Below are 16,473 nucleotides of genomic sequence, written 5' to 3'. Positions count from 1 at the left end.
AAGTTAAGGGCATTATGTTAGAAAAAATTATCAAGGCCTACGACATAAGAGGCTTGGTAAAAGATGAGATCACTCCTGATTTTTCATTTTCTCTTGGTGTGGCATATGCCAAATTTCTAGAGCTAGAACGTGAGCCGGCAACTATCGTGGTCGGTGAAGATATGAGACCTTCATCTTCACCACTTGCAGATGCTTTTTCAGATGGCGCAACAAGCCAAGGTATGGATGTAATCCGAATTGGATTGGCATCAACTGACATGCTTTATTTTGCATCAGGAAAATTAAATTTGCCAGGCATTATGTTCACCGCAAGTCATAATCCTGCTAAATACAATGGAATGAAGCTTTGTAAGAGTGGTGCTAAACCAATTGGTCAAGAGTCTGGCTTAATAAAGATTCGTCAGCTGATCGAAGAAGGTGTACCAATATCTAATCGACCTGTTGGAACTGTTCGAAAGCAGGATTTGCTTACGGAGTATGTGGATTATCTGCTGGCTAGATTTCCAGAGAAAACTTTCACAAAGCGTAAACTCAAGGTAGTAATTGATGCTGGAAATGGAATGGCTGGTTTTACCGCGCCAGCTGTTATGGAAAAATTAAAGATTGACTTAGTACCAATGTATTTTGAACTTGATGGAAATTTTCCAAATCATGAGGCAAATCCAATTGAACCAGAGAATCTGAAGGCACTTCAAAAGCGGGTCAAGAAAGAAAAAGCAGATATAGGTTTGGCATTTGATGGCGATGCTGATCGCTGCTTTTTGGTTGATGAAAATGGTGATTTGGTAAACCCATCCGCGTTAACTGCGTTGATTGCAGTTCGGGAGCTAAAAGCAAACCCTGGTGCAACCATTATTTACAACCTAATCTCCTCTAAGGCTGTGCCTGAGGTTATTTCTGAAAATGGTGGCACCGCACTTCGGAGTCGCGTGGGACACTCATACATAAAAAGTTTAATGGCCGAATCTGGAGCAGTCTTTGGCGGTGAGCACTCTGGACATTTTTACTTCGGTGATTTTTGGCGTGCAGATTCTGGAATGCTGGCAGCGCTCTATGCATTGGCAGAGTTAATGGCTACTTCCAAACCCTTATCAAATTTACTTAAACCTTATAACAGGTATTTTTCAAGTGGTGAGATTAATAGCAAAGTTAAAGATGCTAAGAAGTCCATCAATCTGATTCGAGAAAAGTACCAAGGCAGTTATCAGGTTGATGAGTTAGATGGATTAACAATCACAGCAGATACCTGGTGGTTTAATCTTCGTCCCTCAAACACCGAGCCATTACTTCGACTAAATGTTGAGGCAAATACCGAAAAACAGATGGCCGAGATTAGGGACACAGTCTTAGCCCTTATTTAGAGGTGATAAATCAATTCGGACAGGGTATCTTTGCCCTCTAGCAATAACCTGATCAACCACAATTTAGTAGTCGACTTAATAGGAGAGTAAATGAGCACCACAACCGCGATTAAAAATGACATAGCAAATCCCGCATTAGCAAGTGAAGGAAAAAAGCGGATTGAATGGGCTGCTCGTAACATGCCAGTTCTGGCACAAATTAAGGATCGATTTGCAAAGGAAAAACCTTTTGCAGGAGTTCGAATCGCAGCTTGTATGCACGTGACTACTGAGACTGCAAATTTAATGTTGGCATTAAAAGCCGGTGGAGCAGATTTAGCACTTTGTGCTTCAAATCCACTTTCAACTCAAGATGACACTGCAGCAGCACTTGTGCATGAGTACGGGATTTCAGTTTTTGCAAGAAATGCAGTTGATCGTGATGGATATTACGGACACTTAAATTCAGCTCTAGATATTAAGCCACAACTTGTATTTGATGATGGCTGTGACTTGGTAAATGTTCTACACACAACTCGCACAGAGTTAATCGAAGGCGTAATGGCTGGTTGTGAAGAAACTACCACTGGTGTTATTCGTCTTAGCCAAATGGCTAAAGATGGCGCCCTTAAGTTCCCGATGATTGCAGTAAATGACACTGACACCAAGCACATGTTTGATAATCGATACGGCACTGGACAATCCACATTTGATGCAATATTCCGTGCGACTAATACATTAGTTGCTGGAAAGATCGTTGTAGTTGCCGGTTTTGGTTACTGCGGTAAAGGTGTTGCCGAGCGCGCTAAGGGCATGGGCGCTGAGGTAGTTATTACCGAAATTGATCCAACTAAAGCATTAGATGCGCTAATGCAAGGTTTCCGAGTTATGCCAATGACAAAAGCTGCAGCGATTGGTGACATTTTTATTACTGTTACCGGTAATCGCGATGTATTACGTGATGAGCATTTCAAGCAAATGAAAGATGGCGCTATTTTGGCCAACTCTGGACATTTTGATATTGAAATTGATGTTGCTTGGCTAGAAAAGAATTCAAAGCAAAAGAACTCCAAGATGCGCCACCAAACAGATGAGTATGTAATGGCTGATGGACGCAGAATTTTGCTAATTGCAGAAGGACGACTTGCAAATCTTGGCGCTGCTGAGGGACATCCAGCATCTGTAATGGATATGTCTTTCTCAGACCAAGCTCTAACCGCAGAATGGTTATTAAAGGCTGGCAAGAATTTAACTGCAGGACTTCACAATGTTCCAGTTTCAATTGATAAAGATGTTGCTCGTTTGAAACTTGAGAGCATGGGATCTGCGTTAGACGTTTTGACTCCAGCACAAGAGCTTTACTTAAACTCCTGGGAACACGGCTCTTAAATGCCATTGGTCATGGTTGTTGATGACGACCAAGACTTAGCAGAGATGCTTAGCATCGTATTAACCGGTGCTGGCATGGAGGTTGATTTAGTAAACCGTGGTGATCAGGTCATGGATCTCTTTAATGCAAATACACCTGACTTAATTTTATTGGATGTTATGTTACCTGGAATTGATGGTATCGAGGTTTGTAAATTAATTAGAGAAAAATCAATGGTGCCAATTGTCATGTTAACTGCCAAAGGTGATACCCATGATGTTGTGTTGGGATTAGAAGCAGGCGCTGATGATTACATGGTTAAACCATTTAAACCACAGGAATTAGTAGCAAGAATTAACACAAGATTAAGAAGAGTAGCCAAGGTTGGAACTCTTGGAATTTGCGATTTAGTTATTGATCAAATGGAGCACAAAGTTATAAAGAATGGAAAAGAGATAGCTCTAACCCGCTTGGAGTTTGATCTTCTTGCAGCACTTGCAAAAGAACCAGGAAGAGTCTTCACACGTGAGGCATTATTAAGTGAGGTGTGGGGCTATCAACATGCTGCTGACACTCGTCTAGTAAATGTGCATGTCCAACGATTGCGCTCAAAAATAGAGAGTGATGCGGATAATCCTGAATATGTTTTAACAGTAAGAGGTGTTGGCTATAAGGCGGGGGCGGCTAAGGTTTAGCCATGTTGCTTAGCAAAATTAAGATTAGACAATCTCTAAGTCTTAAAGTTCTGCTAACAAGTCTTGCATTTTCAATCATTATTGCTGCAGTTATCGGTATTTCCGTTCATAATCGGGTGGCAACCACAATCATTAATGAAAAAATTGCAATATCAAAAGTTGAAACTGCTAATGCTCTCTACTTAGCGCAAGGACATTTTAATATTGCAAGATTTCAAGATGATTCCGGTTTAAACAAGGTGGTGCAGGATTTCATTACATCCAGCAGAGAAGATGGTTCTTTGTCTGGACGCGAAACTGTAATTTTGCCCTTTGCTAAGAGTGGAAATGAACAGAGTGTTTATCAAACTGTTCCAACATTATTGGTTCTAGATTCAATTCCAAAAAGCTTTCGTGAACAGGTTAGACAGGCGGATGAGGTATTAGATAAACGAGTAACTATTCGATACTCAGATGGAAAAGAGTTTCCTGGCTTCTTAATTGGCGGTAAATTAAATATTCCACGCACTGGTGTCTATGAAATTTACTACCTTTTCAAGTTAGATGCTCAATATCAGAGCATTTCAGTAATTACCTGGACCTTATTTGCAGCAGGATTATTGTTGGTTTTATTAATTGGATTAAGCACTCAATTTGTAATTAGGCAGGTTGTTTCACCAGTTCAACAAGCAGCAGCTGTGGCTGAGAAATTTACACAAGGTGATTTAACTAGTCGTATGTCTGTATCTAGTGATGATGAATTGGCAAGTTTAGGTAACTCATTTAATGAAATGGCTGTTTCAATTCAACAGCAAATTGCTAGATTAGAGAACTTATCTATGCTGCAACAGCGATTTGTTTCCGATGTTTCTCATGAGTTGAGAACTCCATTAACAACCCTACGTATGGCAGCTGAGGTTATTTATGAGCAGAAAGGCAATTTCGATACCAATATTGCTCGAAGCAGTGAATTGTTAATTAATCAAATTGATCGATTTGAATTACTACTATCAGATTTGCTTGAAGTGAGCCGATTTGATGCTGAAGCAGCAGCACTAGGTGTTGTTAATTTTGATATTGCTAACTTGGTAAAGAAAACCGTTGATTATTTACACCCAAGCAAATCAGCACTTTTTGAGGTTTTAACTCCTGCCGAACCAATTCAGATTGAAGGTGATCCAAGAAGAATTGAAAGAATTCTTCGAAATTTGATTACAAATGCGGTAGATCATGGTGAAGGCAAAAAAGTTCAAGTTCAGATCAAAACAAGTGAGAATGAAGTTGCCATTGGTGTTAGAGATTATGGCTTAGGTTTTAATGAAGAGGATGCCCCTTATTTATTTGATCGCTTTTGGAGGGCAGATCCTTCAAGAGCTAGAACTAGTGGTGGAACTGGGCTCGGACTTTCTATTGCTTTAGAGGATGCAAAACTTCACCAAGGACAATTACTGGCTTGGGGTAAACCGCAACATGGTGCTCACTTTGTGTTAACTCTGCCAAAGCTTCACGGTAACTCGGTGCAATCATTTCCAATTGCTCTTGTACCAGATGATTTAATCTCAACAGCAAATAAAATCTAGGAATTTTCACGCTTAATTCTGATATAAAGATTAGGTGCTTAATTCCCTAAAATCTTTAAAAGAATTAGTCTTTACCAAAGCGTGCATTAGCTGCTCCGCACTGCAATTTTGGCTCTGCCCAGCATGTTTTGCAGGTTGGAATACCAGTATCAAGAAAAGTTCAATTGATAGTAAACCGATTTATTTTAAGAGTGATTACACCAGTAAAACTGCTTCGGTAATTTTAGCTGCCAAAGAAGACAATGACTTAAACGCAATTGCACTTCTAGCTTCGTCAATTTCTGACGCAATATTATTTTCAATTTTGGACTTGCAAATTAATGGAGTTATCACTCTTATAACAATTCCCTCCTCACCTTCTGCGATTAGAAAGCGAGGCCGAGATCACATAAATGTTCTTGCAGAGTATATTCAAAGAGATTTACAAGAAAAATCAGTCACTGTAAATTATGCACCGATACTTTTTCAAAAAAAGAGTATTAAGGATCAGTCTCAATTAAGCAGCCAACAAAGAATGGATAATACGAAAGGGAAATTTGCAGTTAAATCCTGTGAAATTCCTCAGGGAGCTGTTTACTTGATTGATGATCTAATAACCACCGGCGCATCAATGCTGGAGGGGGTCAGAGCCCTATCTGAAGCCAAAATGACCATTGCTGCAGGTATTACTGCGTGTGCGGTGGGGCGTATTTCTCTAATACCATAAGCCACTAAGCATTTTTCAAATAATTTTTTAGAGGCCAGCGGAGGATCTTTGTGGGTTTATTAGACAAGGTTTTGCGCGCTGGTGAGGGTAAAGCCATAAAGCAATTGGCAAAAATTGCTCAAGAAGTTAATAGATTTGAGAGTCAAATCATTTCTCTTGACGATAACGCGCTACGAGATAAAACAAATAAGTTTAAAGAGCGATATACAAATGGAGAATCTTTAGATTCTATTTTGCCTGAAGCTTTTGCTGTTGTTCGAGAAGCTGCTAAACGAACTTTAGGACAACGTCATTACGATGTTCAGTTAATGGGTGGAGCAGCACTGCATCGGGGCAACATTGCAGAGATGAAAACTGGTGAAGGTAAAACTTTAGTTTCAACATTGCCCGCTTATTTGAATGCTCTTACTGGTAAAGGTGTGCATATCGTTACGGTAAATGATTATTTGGCTGAGCGTGATAGTGAATGGATGGGTCGAGTACACAGATTCTTGGGATTAAAAGTCGGCGTAATTCTTGCCAGCATGTCACCTACCGAGCGCCGCGAAGCATATGCAGCAGATATAACTTATGGAACAAATAATGAATTTGGCTTTGATTACCTACGCGACAATATGGCTTGGAGTTTGGCTGATTGTGTGCAACGCGCTCATAACTTTGCAATAGTTGATGAAGTTGACTCAATTTTAATTGATGAAGCAAGAACTCCACTTATTATTTCCGGACCAGCAGATAAAGCAACAAAGTGGTATCTAGAGTTTGCTAATTTAGTAGGAAAATTAAATCTTGGGCAGCATTATGAAGTGGATATTAAAAAGCGAACAGTAGGTATTTTAGAAGAGGGTGTATCTAGAGTTGAAGAAGCACTCGGTATAGAAAATCTCTATGAAGCTGCTAATACGCCAATGATTGGCTATTTAAACAATGCGATTCGAGCTAAAGAATTATTCAAGCGAGATAAAGATTACGTCGTTATGGACGGTGAACTATTAATTGTTGATGAGCACACTGGCCGTATGCTGGCAGGACGCCGGTATAGCGATGGTTTACATCAAGCATTAGAGGCAAAAGAGCGAATTGATATCAAGGATGAGAACCAAACACTAGCCACTATTACCCTTCAAAATTACTTCCGACTCTATGAGAAGTTAAGCGGTATGACTGGTACTGCGATGACTGAGGCTTCAGAGTTTATGCAAATCTACAAATTAGGCGTTATACCAATTCCTACAAACAAAAAAATGCAAAGAATTGATCAATCTGATCTGATTTATAAATCAGAGGCCGGCAAATTTATTGCGGTTGCAAATGACATTGTTGAGCGGCATAAAAAAGGCCAACCAGTTCTAGTGGGTACGGTAAGTGTTGAAAAATCTGAGGAGTTATCTTCAATCTTGAAGAAAAATGGCGTGCCACATGAAGTTTTAAATGCTAAACAACATGAACGTGAGGCTGCAATTATTGCTCGTGCTGGAACTATTGGCGCAGTAACTGTTGCTACAAATATGGCTGGTCGTGGAACTGACATCATGCTTGGTGGTAATCCAGAGTTTATGGCAGATTTTGAATTACAACGCAAAGGTTTAAATCCAGCTGATTCACCGGAAGAGTACGAAAAAGCATGGCCGGATGAAATTGCAAAGCAAAAAGCTGCGGTAGCAAAAGAACATGAAGAGGTAGTTTCATTTGGTGGTCTGTATGTACTTGGAACAGAACGTCATGAATCAAGGCGTATTGATAATCAGCTACGTGGCCGATCTGGTCGCCAAGGTGATCCAGGTGAATCAAGATTCTATTTATCTTTACAAGATGATTTAATGCGCAGATTTAACTCTGGCTTAGTTGAAAGATTCCTTGGAGCAGCAGGTATGCCAGAGGAAACTCCATTGGAGTCAAAGATTGTTAGCAATGCGATCAAGTCTGCTCAGACTCAGGTTGAATCTTTAAACTTTGAAATGCGTAAAAACGTATTGAAATATGACGATGTTATGAATAAGCAACGTGAAGTTGTTTACTCCGAACGACGTGAGGTCTTAGAAGGTGTAGACATAAAGGAATTAGTTGAGGTTTCACTTGAAGAGACAATTACAGCTTATGTGGATTCGGCAACAGCAACGGGAGTGGCTGAGGATTGGGACTTAAAGACATTATGGAATGCTTTAAAAGTTCTTTACCCAATCTCATTTACTGATGAACAAATGCTTGCTGAGATTGGCGGAGCAGTAGCACTAGATAGTGAGTATTTACTTGAGAAGATCTTGCAGGATTCAAGAGCTGCGTATGAAAAACGAGAATCAGAGTTAACTCCAACAGTAATGCGAGAGCTAGAAAGAAAGATTTTACTTTCAGTCTTAGACCGCAAGTGGCGAGAGCATCTTTATGAAATGGATTATCTGCAAGAAGGAATTGGACTACGTGCTATGGCACAACGTGATCCTTTGGTTGAGTATCAACGCGAAGGCTTTGATTTATTCACAGCAATGATGGATGCTCTAAAAGAAGAGTTGGTAAGTTTTGTATTCCATGTTGAGGTACAAGTAGAAGGTGATCAAGTTGGCGCTAAAGGCCTGACACCTGCACCAGCTCCAGTAGCTGAACTTAAATACTCAGCGGCAGATATCGAACCAAGTGCAGCTGGCGGTACGTCCAAAAATGCACCATGTCCATGCGGATCAGGCAAAAAATATAAGAGATGTCACGGACAGTCTTAAAGCAAAGTTAATTCAGTACAGATCCATCTTTTATCAACACCTTCAAATCTTAAAATTAAAGATCTAACTCGATCGATAACCCTGAGAGTGACTGTCACTTCAACAACACCTTCGATTGGTTGGTGGAAATAGAATTTTCTAATCTGACATCTTTGAGTCAAAGAACACATCTGTTCATTAATCTTTTTCAATACCGATCTGTGACAATTTCTTGATAACTGAGATAAGGCTCTACGCCCAGACCACACTTCCAGTACTTTAATTACAAAAGATTCACTCCATTGATGTAGCTCTGGTAAATCTGATAAAGCTGAAGGCATCGGTGAAAATTTGGGGTGAAACCACTCTGGTCCAAATTCTTTATCAACTGATGGAACAAGGTAGAGCTTGGTTTGCTTACTTACCGTCTCACTTTTTATTGGCTGAATGATTGTCATAGGCTCATACTCAGCACGTCAGAAGGCTTAAGCATCATCCGTTCGGATGATCTTTTCTTAAACAAGCCAGAGTAAAAACTTGGTATGAACATTTCAAAATTAGATATATTGAAAAACTCACGACTGGCTATGGGATTAGCTCTGTTTATAATCGCCTTAACTGCTGCGAGCTTGATATCTAAAGAAGCCAATAGAACAGTATTAGTTTGGGCAAGCACTGGTGAATTAGCACCTGGACAGATAATTGAACAATCAGATTTAACTGCAACCTCGGTTTTATTAGCCCAAACGGCGAAAAATTACCTTTCATCCTCTGCCCAAATTGTTGGCACCACAGTATTAAATAAAATTTCAGCTGGTGACCTTATTCCAGTAGCAGCCATCGCAAATGATGTAGATGCCAATAATCAACGATTAGTGCCACTTACTATTGAGATCTCAGATCTGCCCATCGCATTATCTAGGGGAGATGTGATTGACATATATGCGATAGCTAAGACAAATGCCAAAGAATCAATCTCCCCAACCTTACTTGTTAGCGCAGTTAGCATTGAGCAGGTTTTAGAGCGTAGCAATTCAGGAGTGGTTAGCGTTTTAGTTATATTAGAAAATGAACAGGTGATTTCAACACTTAATTACCTCACTGATAGCAGATTAATACTTGTTAGAACTCGGTGAACCTAGATTAAATCTGATCACAGCAATTAGTAACAGTGATCAGGAAGAAAAAATTGCCGCCTTGCTGCATTCACAAGGATGTAACATAATTTATCGAGCACTTAATTCTGATTTACTAGCTAAATTCTTAGCCAATAATCAATTAAAGATAAATGTAATCTACACAAAAAATTTTATGGCTCCTGCGAAATTAAAAGAGTTATCAACAAAGTATTCAGAGCTTAGGCTGATTCAGTTAACAGAAGATTTAAGTAGTGAAGAACTTCTAAATCAATTAGCCCAATTAACCAGGCCTGCCTTGCTTCATCAGTTAGCTAGAGCAAATAATTTGATTGCCGTACTTGGAACACCTGGGTCTCCTGGTATATCAACCATTACAAATCATCTAGCTGTTTTCAAATCAGCTCAGGTAATAGCAGCAGTTCACCATAATTTACGTCCGCAAAGTAGCGCTAAAGTTGAAATGATTTTAGCTTCAGAATTTGATAAGAAACTCGCAGTACTTGCTGCTGGATTAACAATAATTGATGCAGGTTCAACTTTGGCTTTGACCAAAACTCTCTCTGATCGAAGAATGGATGCGCTTTGGCTTAGTCACTCTTTGGCATGTGCAGGCAATCTAATTTATGTGCTCGCTGCCAACGATAATGGGATCTTATATCTAGATGAATTTGTCTCAGATTTTAAAAACTTAGTTAACCCACCTCCTATTTACTATGTGTTAAATCAGCAAAGGTTTGATCGCAAAGGGCAAAGTATCCAAAGCAAATTTCTTGAAGTTGTCGGGAGTTTTCCTACTTTTCAAATACCACAGGACCAAAGATCCATTCGTTCACAGGCAGATGCAGGCCGACCAAATCATTTCTGGCGCAGCACAACCTTTCATAAGCAGATACAAAAAATTGGTAACCAGCTGACCTGAAATGGGCTCTACCATTAAGCCATGGCCACCCTTGCAGAGTTGATTACTGAAAACTCTTCGCTGACTACAAATGAGGTGGAACACCTTGCTGAGTTAGTAGCCGAATGGCGCTTACTTGCTGATCTTTCATTTGCAGATCTACTTTTGTGGTTACCAATACGTCGTGATGAAAAATCTTGGCCACAGGGTCATTTAGTTATTGCTCAAATCAGACCCACAACTGCTGCAACAGTTTTTAGTAATGATTTAGTTGGATCCCAAGTTAATTGGGGAGTGCGGCCCTTAGTAGACCAAGCACTATCTGATGGTGAGATTTTAAGAGATGCTAAACCAGAATTAGTTGGTCAGCTTATGATTAAAGAGGAAAGTATTCCTGTTATTTTGAATGGAAAAACACTGGCTGTTATTTCAAGGCATCGCAATTCTGAGTTAATGCGCCAACCATCAAAGCTTGAGTTAAATTATCGAGAAATTGCCCACAAAATATATAAAATGGTTGCAGAGGGAACTTTCCCAATTAGAAATAGTTTGTATAGCTCAGAATCAGCGCCCAGAGTTGGCGATGGCTTAATCAGGTTGGATGTCAATGGCACAATCTTTTTTGCATCCCCAAATGCCCGTTCGGCTTTAAGCAGAGTTGGATTTCAAAAGGAGTTAGAGGGTGAGAATTTAGGTGCAGTTTTTGCAAGCTTGCATAAGGGCGAGAATTTACCTACCGATGAATCCTGGCAAACTTCCCTAAGTGGAAAATCTTTGCGCCGAGCCGAGTATGAAAGTCCGGCCGCTGTAATTGATATTTTGGTAATTCCACTAACTGAAGGAAATGATCGAATCGGCGCAGTAGTTTTATTGCATAACATAACTGAGCTAAGAAATAGAGATCGAGCTTTGATTACAAAGGATGCAACAATCAAGGAGATCCACCACCGAGTTAAGAACAACCTGCAAACTGTGTCCGCACTACTTCGCCTTCAATCCCGGCGTGTAACTGATCCGATTGCCAGCGAAGCGTTATCTGAAGCAGTTAGACGTGTGGCTTCCATCGCTCTAGTTCATGAGACTTTATCTAACCAATCCTCTGAATTTGTTGAATTTGACCAAGTCTTTGAGCAGATTGTTAAAAATGCTTTGGATTTAAATACTAGAAAAATTGAGTTTAAAAAAGTAGGTGTTTTCGGTGCTTTTGATTCAAAGACTGCCACCGCACTTTCCTTAGTGGTCACTGAATTAATTCACAATGCTCTTGAGCATGGTTTAAATGAGAGTGGTGATCAGTTAACAGTTGAGGTTGTAAAGAAGCAGAACAATTACCAAGTAAATGTTTGTGATAATGGCTCAGGACTTCCAAGTGAATTTAACATTGAAAAGTCAGCTAACTTAGGGCTGCAAATTGCGACCACATTAACTAAAAATGAGTTGAATGGAAGTTTAGATTTAATTCGAGTTGGAGATTTAACTAGGGCAGAGATTTCCTTTAGCGGTAATTAAAAGGAGTTTTGATTTTCCATCTGACGCGCACGATTTCTAGCAGCACGTCGCTTCATTGCTCGGCGTTCATCTTCAGATAATCCACCCCAAACACCAGCATCTTGACCGCTCTCTAATGCCCAGGCAAGACATGGCTCTTTAACAGGACATCTTTCACAAATCTTTTTTGCCTCTTCGATTTGAGCCAAGGCTGGGCCTGTATTTCCTACCGGGAAGAAAACCTCTGGATCTTCTTCGCGACAAGCTGCTTCATGTCGCCAATCCATAGGGCAGCAACTCCTTCGATGAGTAGGTGTTAATTAGTAGTGAAGATAAAATCAACTGGCTTATTCTCTCCTTAATTTAATTAATAAACAAGGATATTTCACTAAGAAGTTTAAAAATTTTAGATTTATTTCGACTCTGACAGTGAGAGTTGGCCCTTAGATGAATAAAACCTACCTATGCGCCTGCGGCAGGTGCTTTGCTAGCCCTTGAGCTATGTGGGGTGAATATCTAGGTGAAGGCCAAGATTTACAGCGAAACAGCGTGCATAAAGTTTGCCAAGAATTTGAGATTGCGCAGTATTAATCAATAGGAGAGAATTAGCCAATGAGCCAGACCGCATATTTTGCAACCGGATGTTTTTGGGGAGCAGAGCGAAGATTTTGGAATTTAGCTGGCGTAACTCAAACTTCAGTTGGATATATGGGCGGAAATAAGCCAGATCCAACTTACAAAGAGGTTTGTACTGGTACTACAAATCATGCTGAAATGGTTGAGGTAATTTTTGAACCAGAGATTATTTCGTACCAAAGATTGTTAGCAGAATTTTGGGTTATGCATGATCCAACATCATTAAATCAACAAGGCGGAGATATCGGAACCCAATATCGATCATCAATCTTTACCACCACACCAGAACAGATGCAGCAAGCCTTAGCAAGTAAAGAAATCTATCAAAATGAATTAACTAAAAATGGCATGGATAAAATTGTGACTGAAATTTTGCCAGCAAGTGGAATTACATATTGGCTTGCAGAGGATTACCATCAGAGATATCTAGAAAAGAATCCAAATGGTTATGACTGCCACTCTTCAACTGGAGTAGCTTTTCCAACAGCATTGGCGAGTAAAAATGGATGAGATAACAGAGATAAATTCCAAAGGACAACCTTATAAAGTTAAGATTGATGAAGCTGAGTTAAAAAGTAAGGTAGATCCACTTTCATTTGATGTTTTACGCAAATCAGCAACTGAAACTGCTTTTACTGGTGAATACACAGATAGTGAAACTATTGGCGTGTATAGATGTAAAGCTTGTAGCGCTGAATTATTTAGATCTGACACAAAATTCCACTCCGGCTGTGGTTGGCCTTCTTTCTATGCACCAACTGCAGATGATGCAGTTGAGTTAATTGAAGATCGATCACTTTTTCCAAGGGTTCGCACTGAGGTTAGATGTTCAGCCTGTGGCTCTCATCTTGGCCATGTCTTTTCTGGTGAGGGATATGCCGTTCCAACTGATCAACGTTGGTGCATTAACTCAGTGGCACTTGTGCTTGAACCAAAGAATTGATTACCCAGCAATAATTGCCTTTAATGTAATGGGTTAGGCTTTAGATATGAGTGAGCCAATGGATTTGGAAAAATTAGCAACAGAATCCAAAGTTGTTGCAGCTGGCCGCCCCGCTAAACAACCAGATGGCGCTCTTAATCCACCAATTGCACTTAACTCAACTTTTCATGAAGGTGGACCAGTTGGTTATGGCCGATATGGAAATGAAACATGGAGTGCTTTAGAAGAAGCGATTTCAGTTTTAGAAGGTGGCAAAACATTACTTTTCTCATCAGGTATGGCAGCCATAAGTGCAGTTTTTTCACTATTGCCAGAGGGTGCGGTAATTGTTGCCGCAAATAATGGTTATCAGGGAACTACAACATTATTAAAAAAACTACATGAAAGTGAAAAACTAAAAGTTCGATTTGTTAACTTAGCTAACACTGATGAATGTATTGCTGCCATTCCGGGGGCACAAATGCTTTATTTGGAATCCCCACTTAATCCATTACTTGAAGTGGTTGATCTACCAAAAATTATTGCAGCTGGAAAAGCAGCAGGTTGTGGGGTAGCAGTAGATAACACTTTGGCAACACCACTTCTACAAAATCCATTGGCACTAGGTGCTGATATTTCAATTCACTCAGTTACTAAGTATTTATCAGGTCATAGTGATTTAATTCTTGGTTCATTAACAACAAATGATCAGGCGCTCTACGGTCGACTTGAGCAATCTAGAAGATATGGTGGAGCAATTGCTGGGCCATTTGAGGCCTGGATTGCACTGCGCGGCCTTCGAACATTTGCAATCCGTATGCAACGCTCTCAAGAGAATGCAATGGAATTAGCTAATCGTCTATCAAAGGATTCACGTATATCTAAGGTTAGGTATCCAGGGCTACCCACTGATTCGTATCACGGCCTAGCAAAATCCTTTATGAAGGGCTTTGGCGCAATGATCTCCTTTGATGTAAATGCCAGCGTTGAACAGCTTGATTTAATGTGTAATAGTTCAAAGCTAATTACTAATGCCACATCCCTTGGTGGAGTTGAATCTATTTGGGAGCGACGTCGCAGGTGGGCAACTGAGAGCGCAACAGTTCCAGAGAATTTAATTAGATTTTCAGTTGGTATTGAAAATGTTGATGATCTATGGGCAGATATCCAGCAAGCATTAAATGTTGCGAAGATAAAGTAATGTCAGTAAATATTAGATCAGCAGTCCAGGCCGACCTGCCTGTAATTCTGCAATTTATTCATGATTTAGCAGAGTATGAAAAAGCACCGGACGAGGTTGAACTTTCTCTCGATGATTTAAAAGAATCTCTTTTTGGGGTGAATCCTCAAGTTTTCTGTCTTATCTCTGAGAAAGATAATGAAACTACCGGGTTTGCAGTTTGGCACTTAAATTATTCAACTTGGTTGGGTAAGCATGGAATTTATCTTGAAGATCTCTACGTTGACCCAAAGTTTCGAGGCCAGGGCCACGGCAAAGCTTTGCTTCGAAAGTTAGCTCAAATTTGTATTGAAAATGGGTATAAAAGATTGCAGTGGTGGGTTTTAGATTGGAATGAGAGCGCCATCGATTTCTATAAGTCCATCGGTGCGCAGCCAATGGATGAGTGGACGGTCTTTAGAGTTTCTGGGAGTTCACTGGAAAAACTCGCCACCGAGGTAAATTAGTAAGGGTGGCAGTTTAAAAGATAGTAGATTTGCCCCATGATCAAAGCCTTCAAAAGACTCTTCGCACTCCTTGCTGGAGTATTAGTTATTTTTGGCGCGATCAAATCTGTATTTAACTGGTTGGCTCGCTCTGAAAATGATGAGTATGAAGTATGGAGCGATGATGAACAACGAGAAGATGCATAGGTGAGTAGCGAATATATTGCAGGTGCTTGCAACATCGGTAAGGGTGAAGTTCGCCGCCGACAATTTGTAGCACTAATTGGTATCTTTCTAATCGCAACTTCTGCCACAACTTTGCTAGCAACAGATCAAGTCCGATCAGCTCGAATTTCAATCTTCTTACCAGCGATGATTTTTTCAGTTGGATTCATTCAATCTCGCAAGAAATTTTGCCTAGCTTATGGATTAGCTGGCACTTTTAACTTTGGAAAACTTGGAAGCATTACAAAGGTTCAAAGCGCAGAGGATCGAAAAGCTGACCGTAAGACTGCGATAAGTATTCTTGCGCAAGCAGCATTTCTGGCAGCAGTAATTACTGCAGTATTTTTTGCCTTACCCTTATAAATCTTCGTAACTTGAGGGTAATTCACCAACATTTAAGAACTTTAAGTATTGCTCTGTAATTTCCTCTGGCTTACCTGAGGCTAACATTTTTCCTTTGTGCATCCAAATTGCATGATCACATAGTTCATTAATTGAAGACAAAGCATGAGAGACAATCAAAATAGTTCTAGCCTCTTCACATAACTCTCGCATCCGATTAAAAGACTTTTCCTTAAAAGCAGCATCTCCAGCAGAGAGTGCCTCATCTAGTAGCAAGATATCTGGAGTCATATTTACAGCAACTGCAAAAGCTACTCTGCTATACATGCCATTGCTATAAGTTCGAACTGGCATATCAATAAATCCCTCAGGCAGATCAGCAAATTGTGCGATTGCATCAGTTTGGCTTTCAATTTCAGCTTTGCTCATACCGGCAGCTAATCCACCTAAAATTATGTTATCGCGGCCAGATAATGCTTTGTTAAAACCAACACCGAGAGCTAACAATGTTGAGATTCTGCCATTAACAGTTATTTGCCCAGTTGTTGGCGGCAAAATTCCTGCAATAGATCGCATCAAAGTAGATTTACCAGCACCATTGGCGCCAACAATTCCAACTACAGAGCCATGTGGGATATCTAAATTTAGATGCTTAACTGCTTCAACAGTTCTAGTTCGAACTCGCTCACCCTTACTCGCACGCATGATTGCATTTTTCAAAGTTTTCTTGGACTCAACATTGATTTTGTAACTAATGGAAAGATCCTCAATTCGGATCGCCAAATCATCTGGCAAACTC

Annotated in this window: 18 protein-coding genes; 15 read left to right on the top strand and 3 right to left on the bottom strand. The window is 40.1% G+C overall.

What is annotated here, in order from left to right:
- Positions 1 to 14: 14 nt before the first annotated feature.
- The 6 genes from B1s21122_RS05100 (at position 15) to secA (ending at position 8,380) form a co-directional block, all read left to right on the top strand.
- Positions 15 to 1,361: a phosphomannomutase/phosphoglucomutase gene (locus B1s21122_RS05100; protein ID WP_095680321.1), complete on the top strand. Its 1,347-nt coding sequence runs from the start codon at positions 15 to 17 to the stop codon at positions 1,359 to 1,361.
- Positions 1,362 to 1,451: 90 nt separating this feature from the next.
- Positions 1,452 to 2,729 (top strand): adenosylhomocysteinase, encoded by a 1,278-nt coding sequence (gene ahcY, locus B1s21122_RS05095; RefSeq protein ID WP_095680322.1) that lies wholly within the window; start codon positions 1,452 to 1,454, stop codon positions 2,727 to 2,729.
- Positions 2,730 to 3,404 carry an MtrAB system response regulator MtrA gene (gene mtrA / locus B1s21122_RS05090; protein ID WP_095680323.1) on the top strand — a complete coding sequence of 225 codons (675 nt, stop codon included), beginning with the start codon at positions 2,730 to 2,732 and terminating at the stop codon, positions 3,402 to 3,404.
- Between the two features lie 2 nt (positions 3,405 to 3,406).
- A complete protein-coding gene (gene mtrB, locus B1s21122_RS05085; RefSeq protein ID WP_095680324.1) occupies positions 3,407 to 4,963 on the top strand; it encodes an MtrAB system histidine kinase MtrB in 1,557 nt (518 codons plus the stop codon).
- A gap of 34 nt (positions 4,964 to 4,997) precedes the next feature.
- Entirely contained in the window at positions 4,998 to 5,669 is a 672-nt protein-coding gene (locus B1s21122_RS05080; RefSeq protein ID WP_223299049.1) for a ComF family protein, read from the top strand.
- Positions 5,670 to 5,719: 50 nt separating this feature from the next.
- A complete protein-coding gene (secA, locus tag B1s21122_RS05075) occupies positions 5,720 to 8,380 on the top strand; it encodes a preprotein translocase subunit SecA (protein WP_095680325.1) in 2,661 nt (886 codons plus the stop codon).
- Here secA and B1s21122_RS05070 read toward each other — a convergent pair.
- Positions 8,377 to 8,817 carry an Rv3235 family protein gene (locus B1s21122_RS05070; RefSeq protein ID WP_095680326.1) on the bottom strand — a complete coding sequence of 147 codons (441 nt, stop codon included), beginning with the start codon at positions 8,815 to 8,817 and terminating at the stop codon, positions 8,377 to 8,379. The genes secA and B1s21122_RS05070 overlap by 4 nt on opposite strands.
- An 84-nt stretch (positions 8,818 to 8,901) precedes the next feature.
- Here B1s21122_RS05070 and B1s21122_RS05065 point away from each other — a divergent pair, with 84 nt between their 5' ends.
- The 3 genes from B1s21122_RS05065 to B1s21122_RS05055 are packed head-to-tail and all read left to right on the top strand — an operon-like array spanning position 8,902 to position 11,905.
- Positions 8,902 to 9,495, top strand: coding sequence for a hypothetical protein (locus B1s21122_RS05065; protein WP_223299048.1), 594 nt, complete (start codon positions 8,902 to 8,904; stop codon positions 9,493 to 9,495).
- Positions 9,479 to 10,417, top strand: a complete 939-nt coding sequence (locus tag B1s21122_RS05060) for a CpaE/TadZ family protein (RefSeq protein ID WP_095680327.1) — start codon at positions 9,479 to 9,481, stop codon at positions 10,415 to 10,417. Before B1s21122_RS05065 ends, B1s21122_RS05060 begins: the two co-directional genes overlap by 17 nt.
- Positions 10,418 to 10,438: 21 nt before the next feature.
- Positions 10,439 to 11,905, top strand: coding sequence for a sensor histidine kinase (locus B1s21122_RS05055; protein WP_095680328.1), 1,467 nt, complete (start codon positions 10,439 to 10,441; stop codon positions 11,903 to 11,905).
- Here the strand turns inward: B1s21122_RS05055 and B1s21122_RS05050 are convergent.
- On the bottom strand, positions 11,902 to 12,171 hold the full coding sequence (locus B1s21122_RS05050; protein ID WP_019851872.1) for a WhiB family transcriptional regulator: 270 nt from the start codon (positions 12,169 to 12,171) through the stop codon (positions 11,902 to 11,904). The two genes, B1s21122_RS05055 and B1s21122_RS05050, sit on opposite strands and share 4 nt — an antisense overlap.
- A gap of 325 nt (positions 12,172 to 12,496) precedes the next feature.
- Between B1s21122_RS05050 and msrA the strand changes: the two genes are divergently transcribed.
- The 6 genes from msrA to B1s21122_RS05025 are packed head-to-tail and all read left to right on the top strand — an operon-like array spanning position 12,497 to position 15,695.
- The gene (msrA, locus tag B1s21122_RS05045; protein ID WP_095680329.1) at positions 12,497 to 13,030 is read left to right on the top strand and encodes a peptide-methionine (S)-S-oxide reductase MsrA; all 534 of its coding nucleotides are present in this window, start codon (positions 12,497 to 12,499) and stop codon (positions 13,028 to 13,030) included.
- Positions 13,023 to 13,463: a peptide-methionine (R)-S-oxide reductase MsrB gene (msrB, locus tag B1s21122_RS05040; protein ID WP_095680330.1), complete on the top strand. Its 441-nt coding sequence runs from the start codon at positions 13,023 to 13,025 to the stop codon at positions 13,461 to 13,463. The genes msrA and msrB overlap by 8 nt, the downstream gene beginning before the upstream one ends.
- Before the next feature lie 46 nt (positions 13,464 to 13,509).
- The gene (locus tag B1s21122_RS05035; protein WP_095680331.1) at positions 13,510 to 14,643 is read left to right on the top strand and encodes a trans-sulfuration enzyme family protein; all 1,134 of its coding nucleotides are present in this window, start codon (positions 13,510 to 13,512) and stop codon (positions 14,641 to 14,643) included.
- Positions 14,643 to 15,128: a GNAT family N-acetyltransferase gene (locus B1s21122_RS05030; protein ID WP_095680332.1), complete on the top strand. Its 486-nt coding sequence runs from the start codon at positions 14,643 to 14,645 to the stop codon at positions 15,126 to 15,128. Before B1s21122_RS05035 ends, B1s21122_RS05030 begins: the two co-directional genes overlap by 1 nt.
- A gap of 36 nt (positions 15,129 to 15,164) precedes the next feature.
- Complete coding sequence (locus B1s21122_RS06405) at positions 15,165 to 15,314, top strand: hypothetical protein (protein ID WP_190278556.1); 150 nt, start codon at positions 15,165 to 15,167, stop codon at positions 15,312 to 15,314.
- A complete protein-coding gene (locus B1s21122_RS05025) occupies positions 15,315 to 15,695 on the top strand; it encodes a hypothetical protein (protein ID WP_095680333.1) in 381 nt (126 codons plus the stop codon).
- Here B1s21122_RS05025 and B1s21122_RS05020 read toward each other — a convergent pair.
- The gene (locus B1s21122_RS05020) at positions 15,690 to 16,469 is read right to left on the bottom strand and encodes an ABC transporter ATP-binding protein (RefSeq protein ID WP_420021995.1); all 780 of its coding nucleotides are present in this window, start codon (positions 16,467 to 16,469) and stop codon (positions 15,690 to 15,692) included. The genes B1s21122_RS05025 and B1s21122_RS05020 overlap by 6 nt on opposite strands.
- Positions 16,470 to 16,473 lie beyond the last annotated feature (4 nt).

Source organism: Candidatus Nanopelagicus limnes, from assembly GCF_002287885.2.
GTDB lineage: Bacteria > Actinomycetota > Actinomycetes > Nanopelagicales > Nanopelagicaceae > Nanopelagicus > Nanopelagicus limnae.
The sequence above is the reverse complement of the archived record's forward strand: the minus strand, read 5'-3'. Positions and strand labels throughout refer to the sequence as shown.

Bases quoted from the DNA above. Each gene is read 5' to 3' on its own strand.
- B1s21122_RS05100 (WP_095680321.1), top strand. From the start codon at position 15: ATGTTAGAAAAAATTATCAAGGCCTACGACATAAGAGGCTTGGTAAAA.
- ahcY (WP_095680322.1), top strand. From the start codon at position 1,452: ATGAGCACCACAACCGCGATTAAAAATGACATAGCAAATCCCGCATTA.
- mtrA (WP_095680323.1), top strand. From the start codon at position 2,730: ATGCCATTGGTCATGGTTGTTGATGACGACCAAGACTTAGCAGAGATG.
- mtrB (WP_095680324.1), top strand. From the start codon at position 3,407: ATGTTGCTTAGCAAAATTAAGATTAGACAATCTCTAAGTCTTAAAGTT.
- B1s21122_RS05070 (WP_095680326.1), bottom strand. From the start codon at position 8,817: ATGACAATCATTCAGCCAATAAAAAGTGAGACGGTAAGTAAGCAAACC.
- B1s21122_RS05065 (WP_223299048.1), top strand. From the start codon at position 8,902: ATGAACATTTCAAAATTAGATATATTGAAAAACTCACGACTGGCTATG.
- B1s21122_RS05055 (WP_095680328.1), top strand. From the start codon at position 10,439: ATGGCCACCCTTGCAGAGTTGATTACTGAAAACTCTTCGCTGACTACA.
- B1s21122_RS05050 (WP_019851872.1), bottom strand. From the start codon at position 12,171: ATGGATTGGCGACATGAAGCAGCTTGTCGCGAAGAAGATCCAGAGGTT.
- msrA (WP_095680329.1), top strand. From the start codon at position 12,497: ATGAGCCAGACCGCATATTTTGCAACCGGATGTTTTTGGGGAGCAGAG.
- msrB (WP_095680330.1), top strand. From the start codon at position 13,023: ATGGATGAGATAACAGAGATAAATTCCAAAGGACAACCTTATAAAGTT.
- B1s21122_RS05035 (WP_095680331.1), top strand. From the start codon at position 13,510: ATGAGTGAGCCAATGGATTTGGAAAAATTAGCAACAGAATCCAAAGTT.
- B1s21122_RS05030 (WP_095680332.1), top strand. From the start codon at position 14,643: ATGTCAGTAAATATTAGATCAGCAGTCCAGGCCGACCTGCCTGTAATT.
- B1s21122_RS06405 (WP_190278556.1), top strand. From the start codon at position 15,165: ATGATCAAAGCCTTCAAAAGACTCTTCGCACTCCTTGCTGGAGTATTA.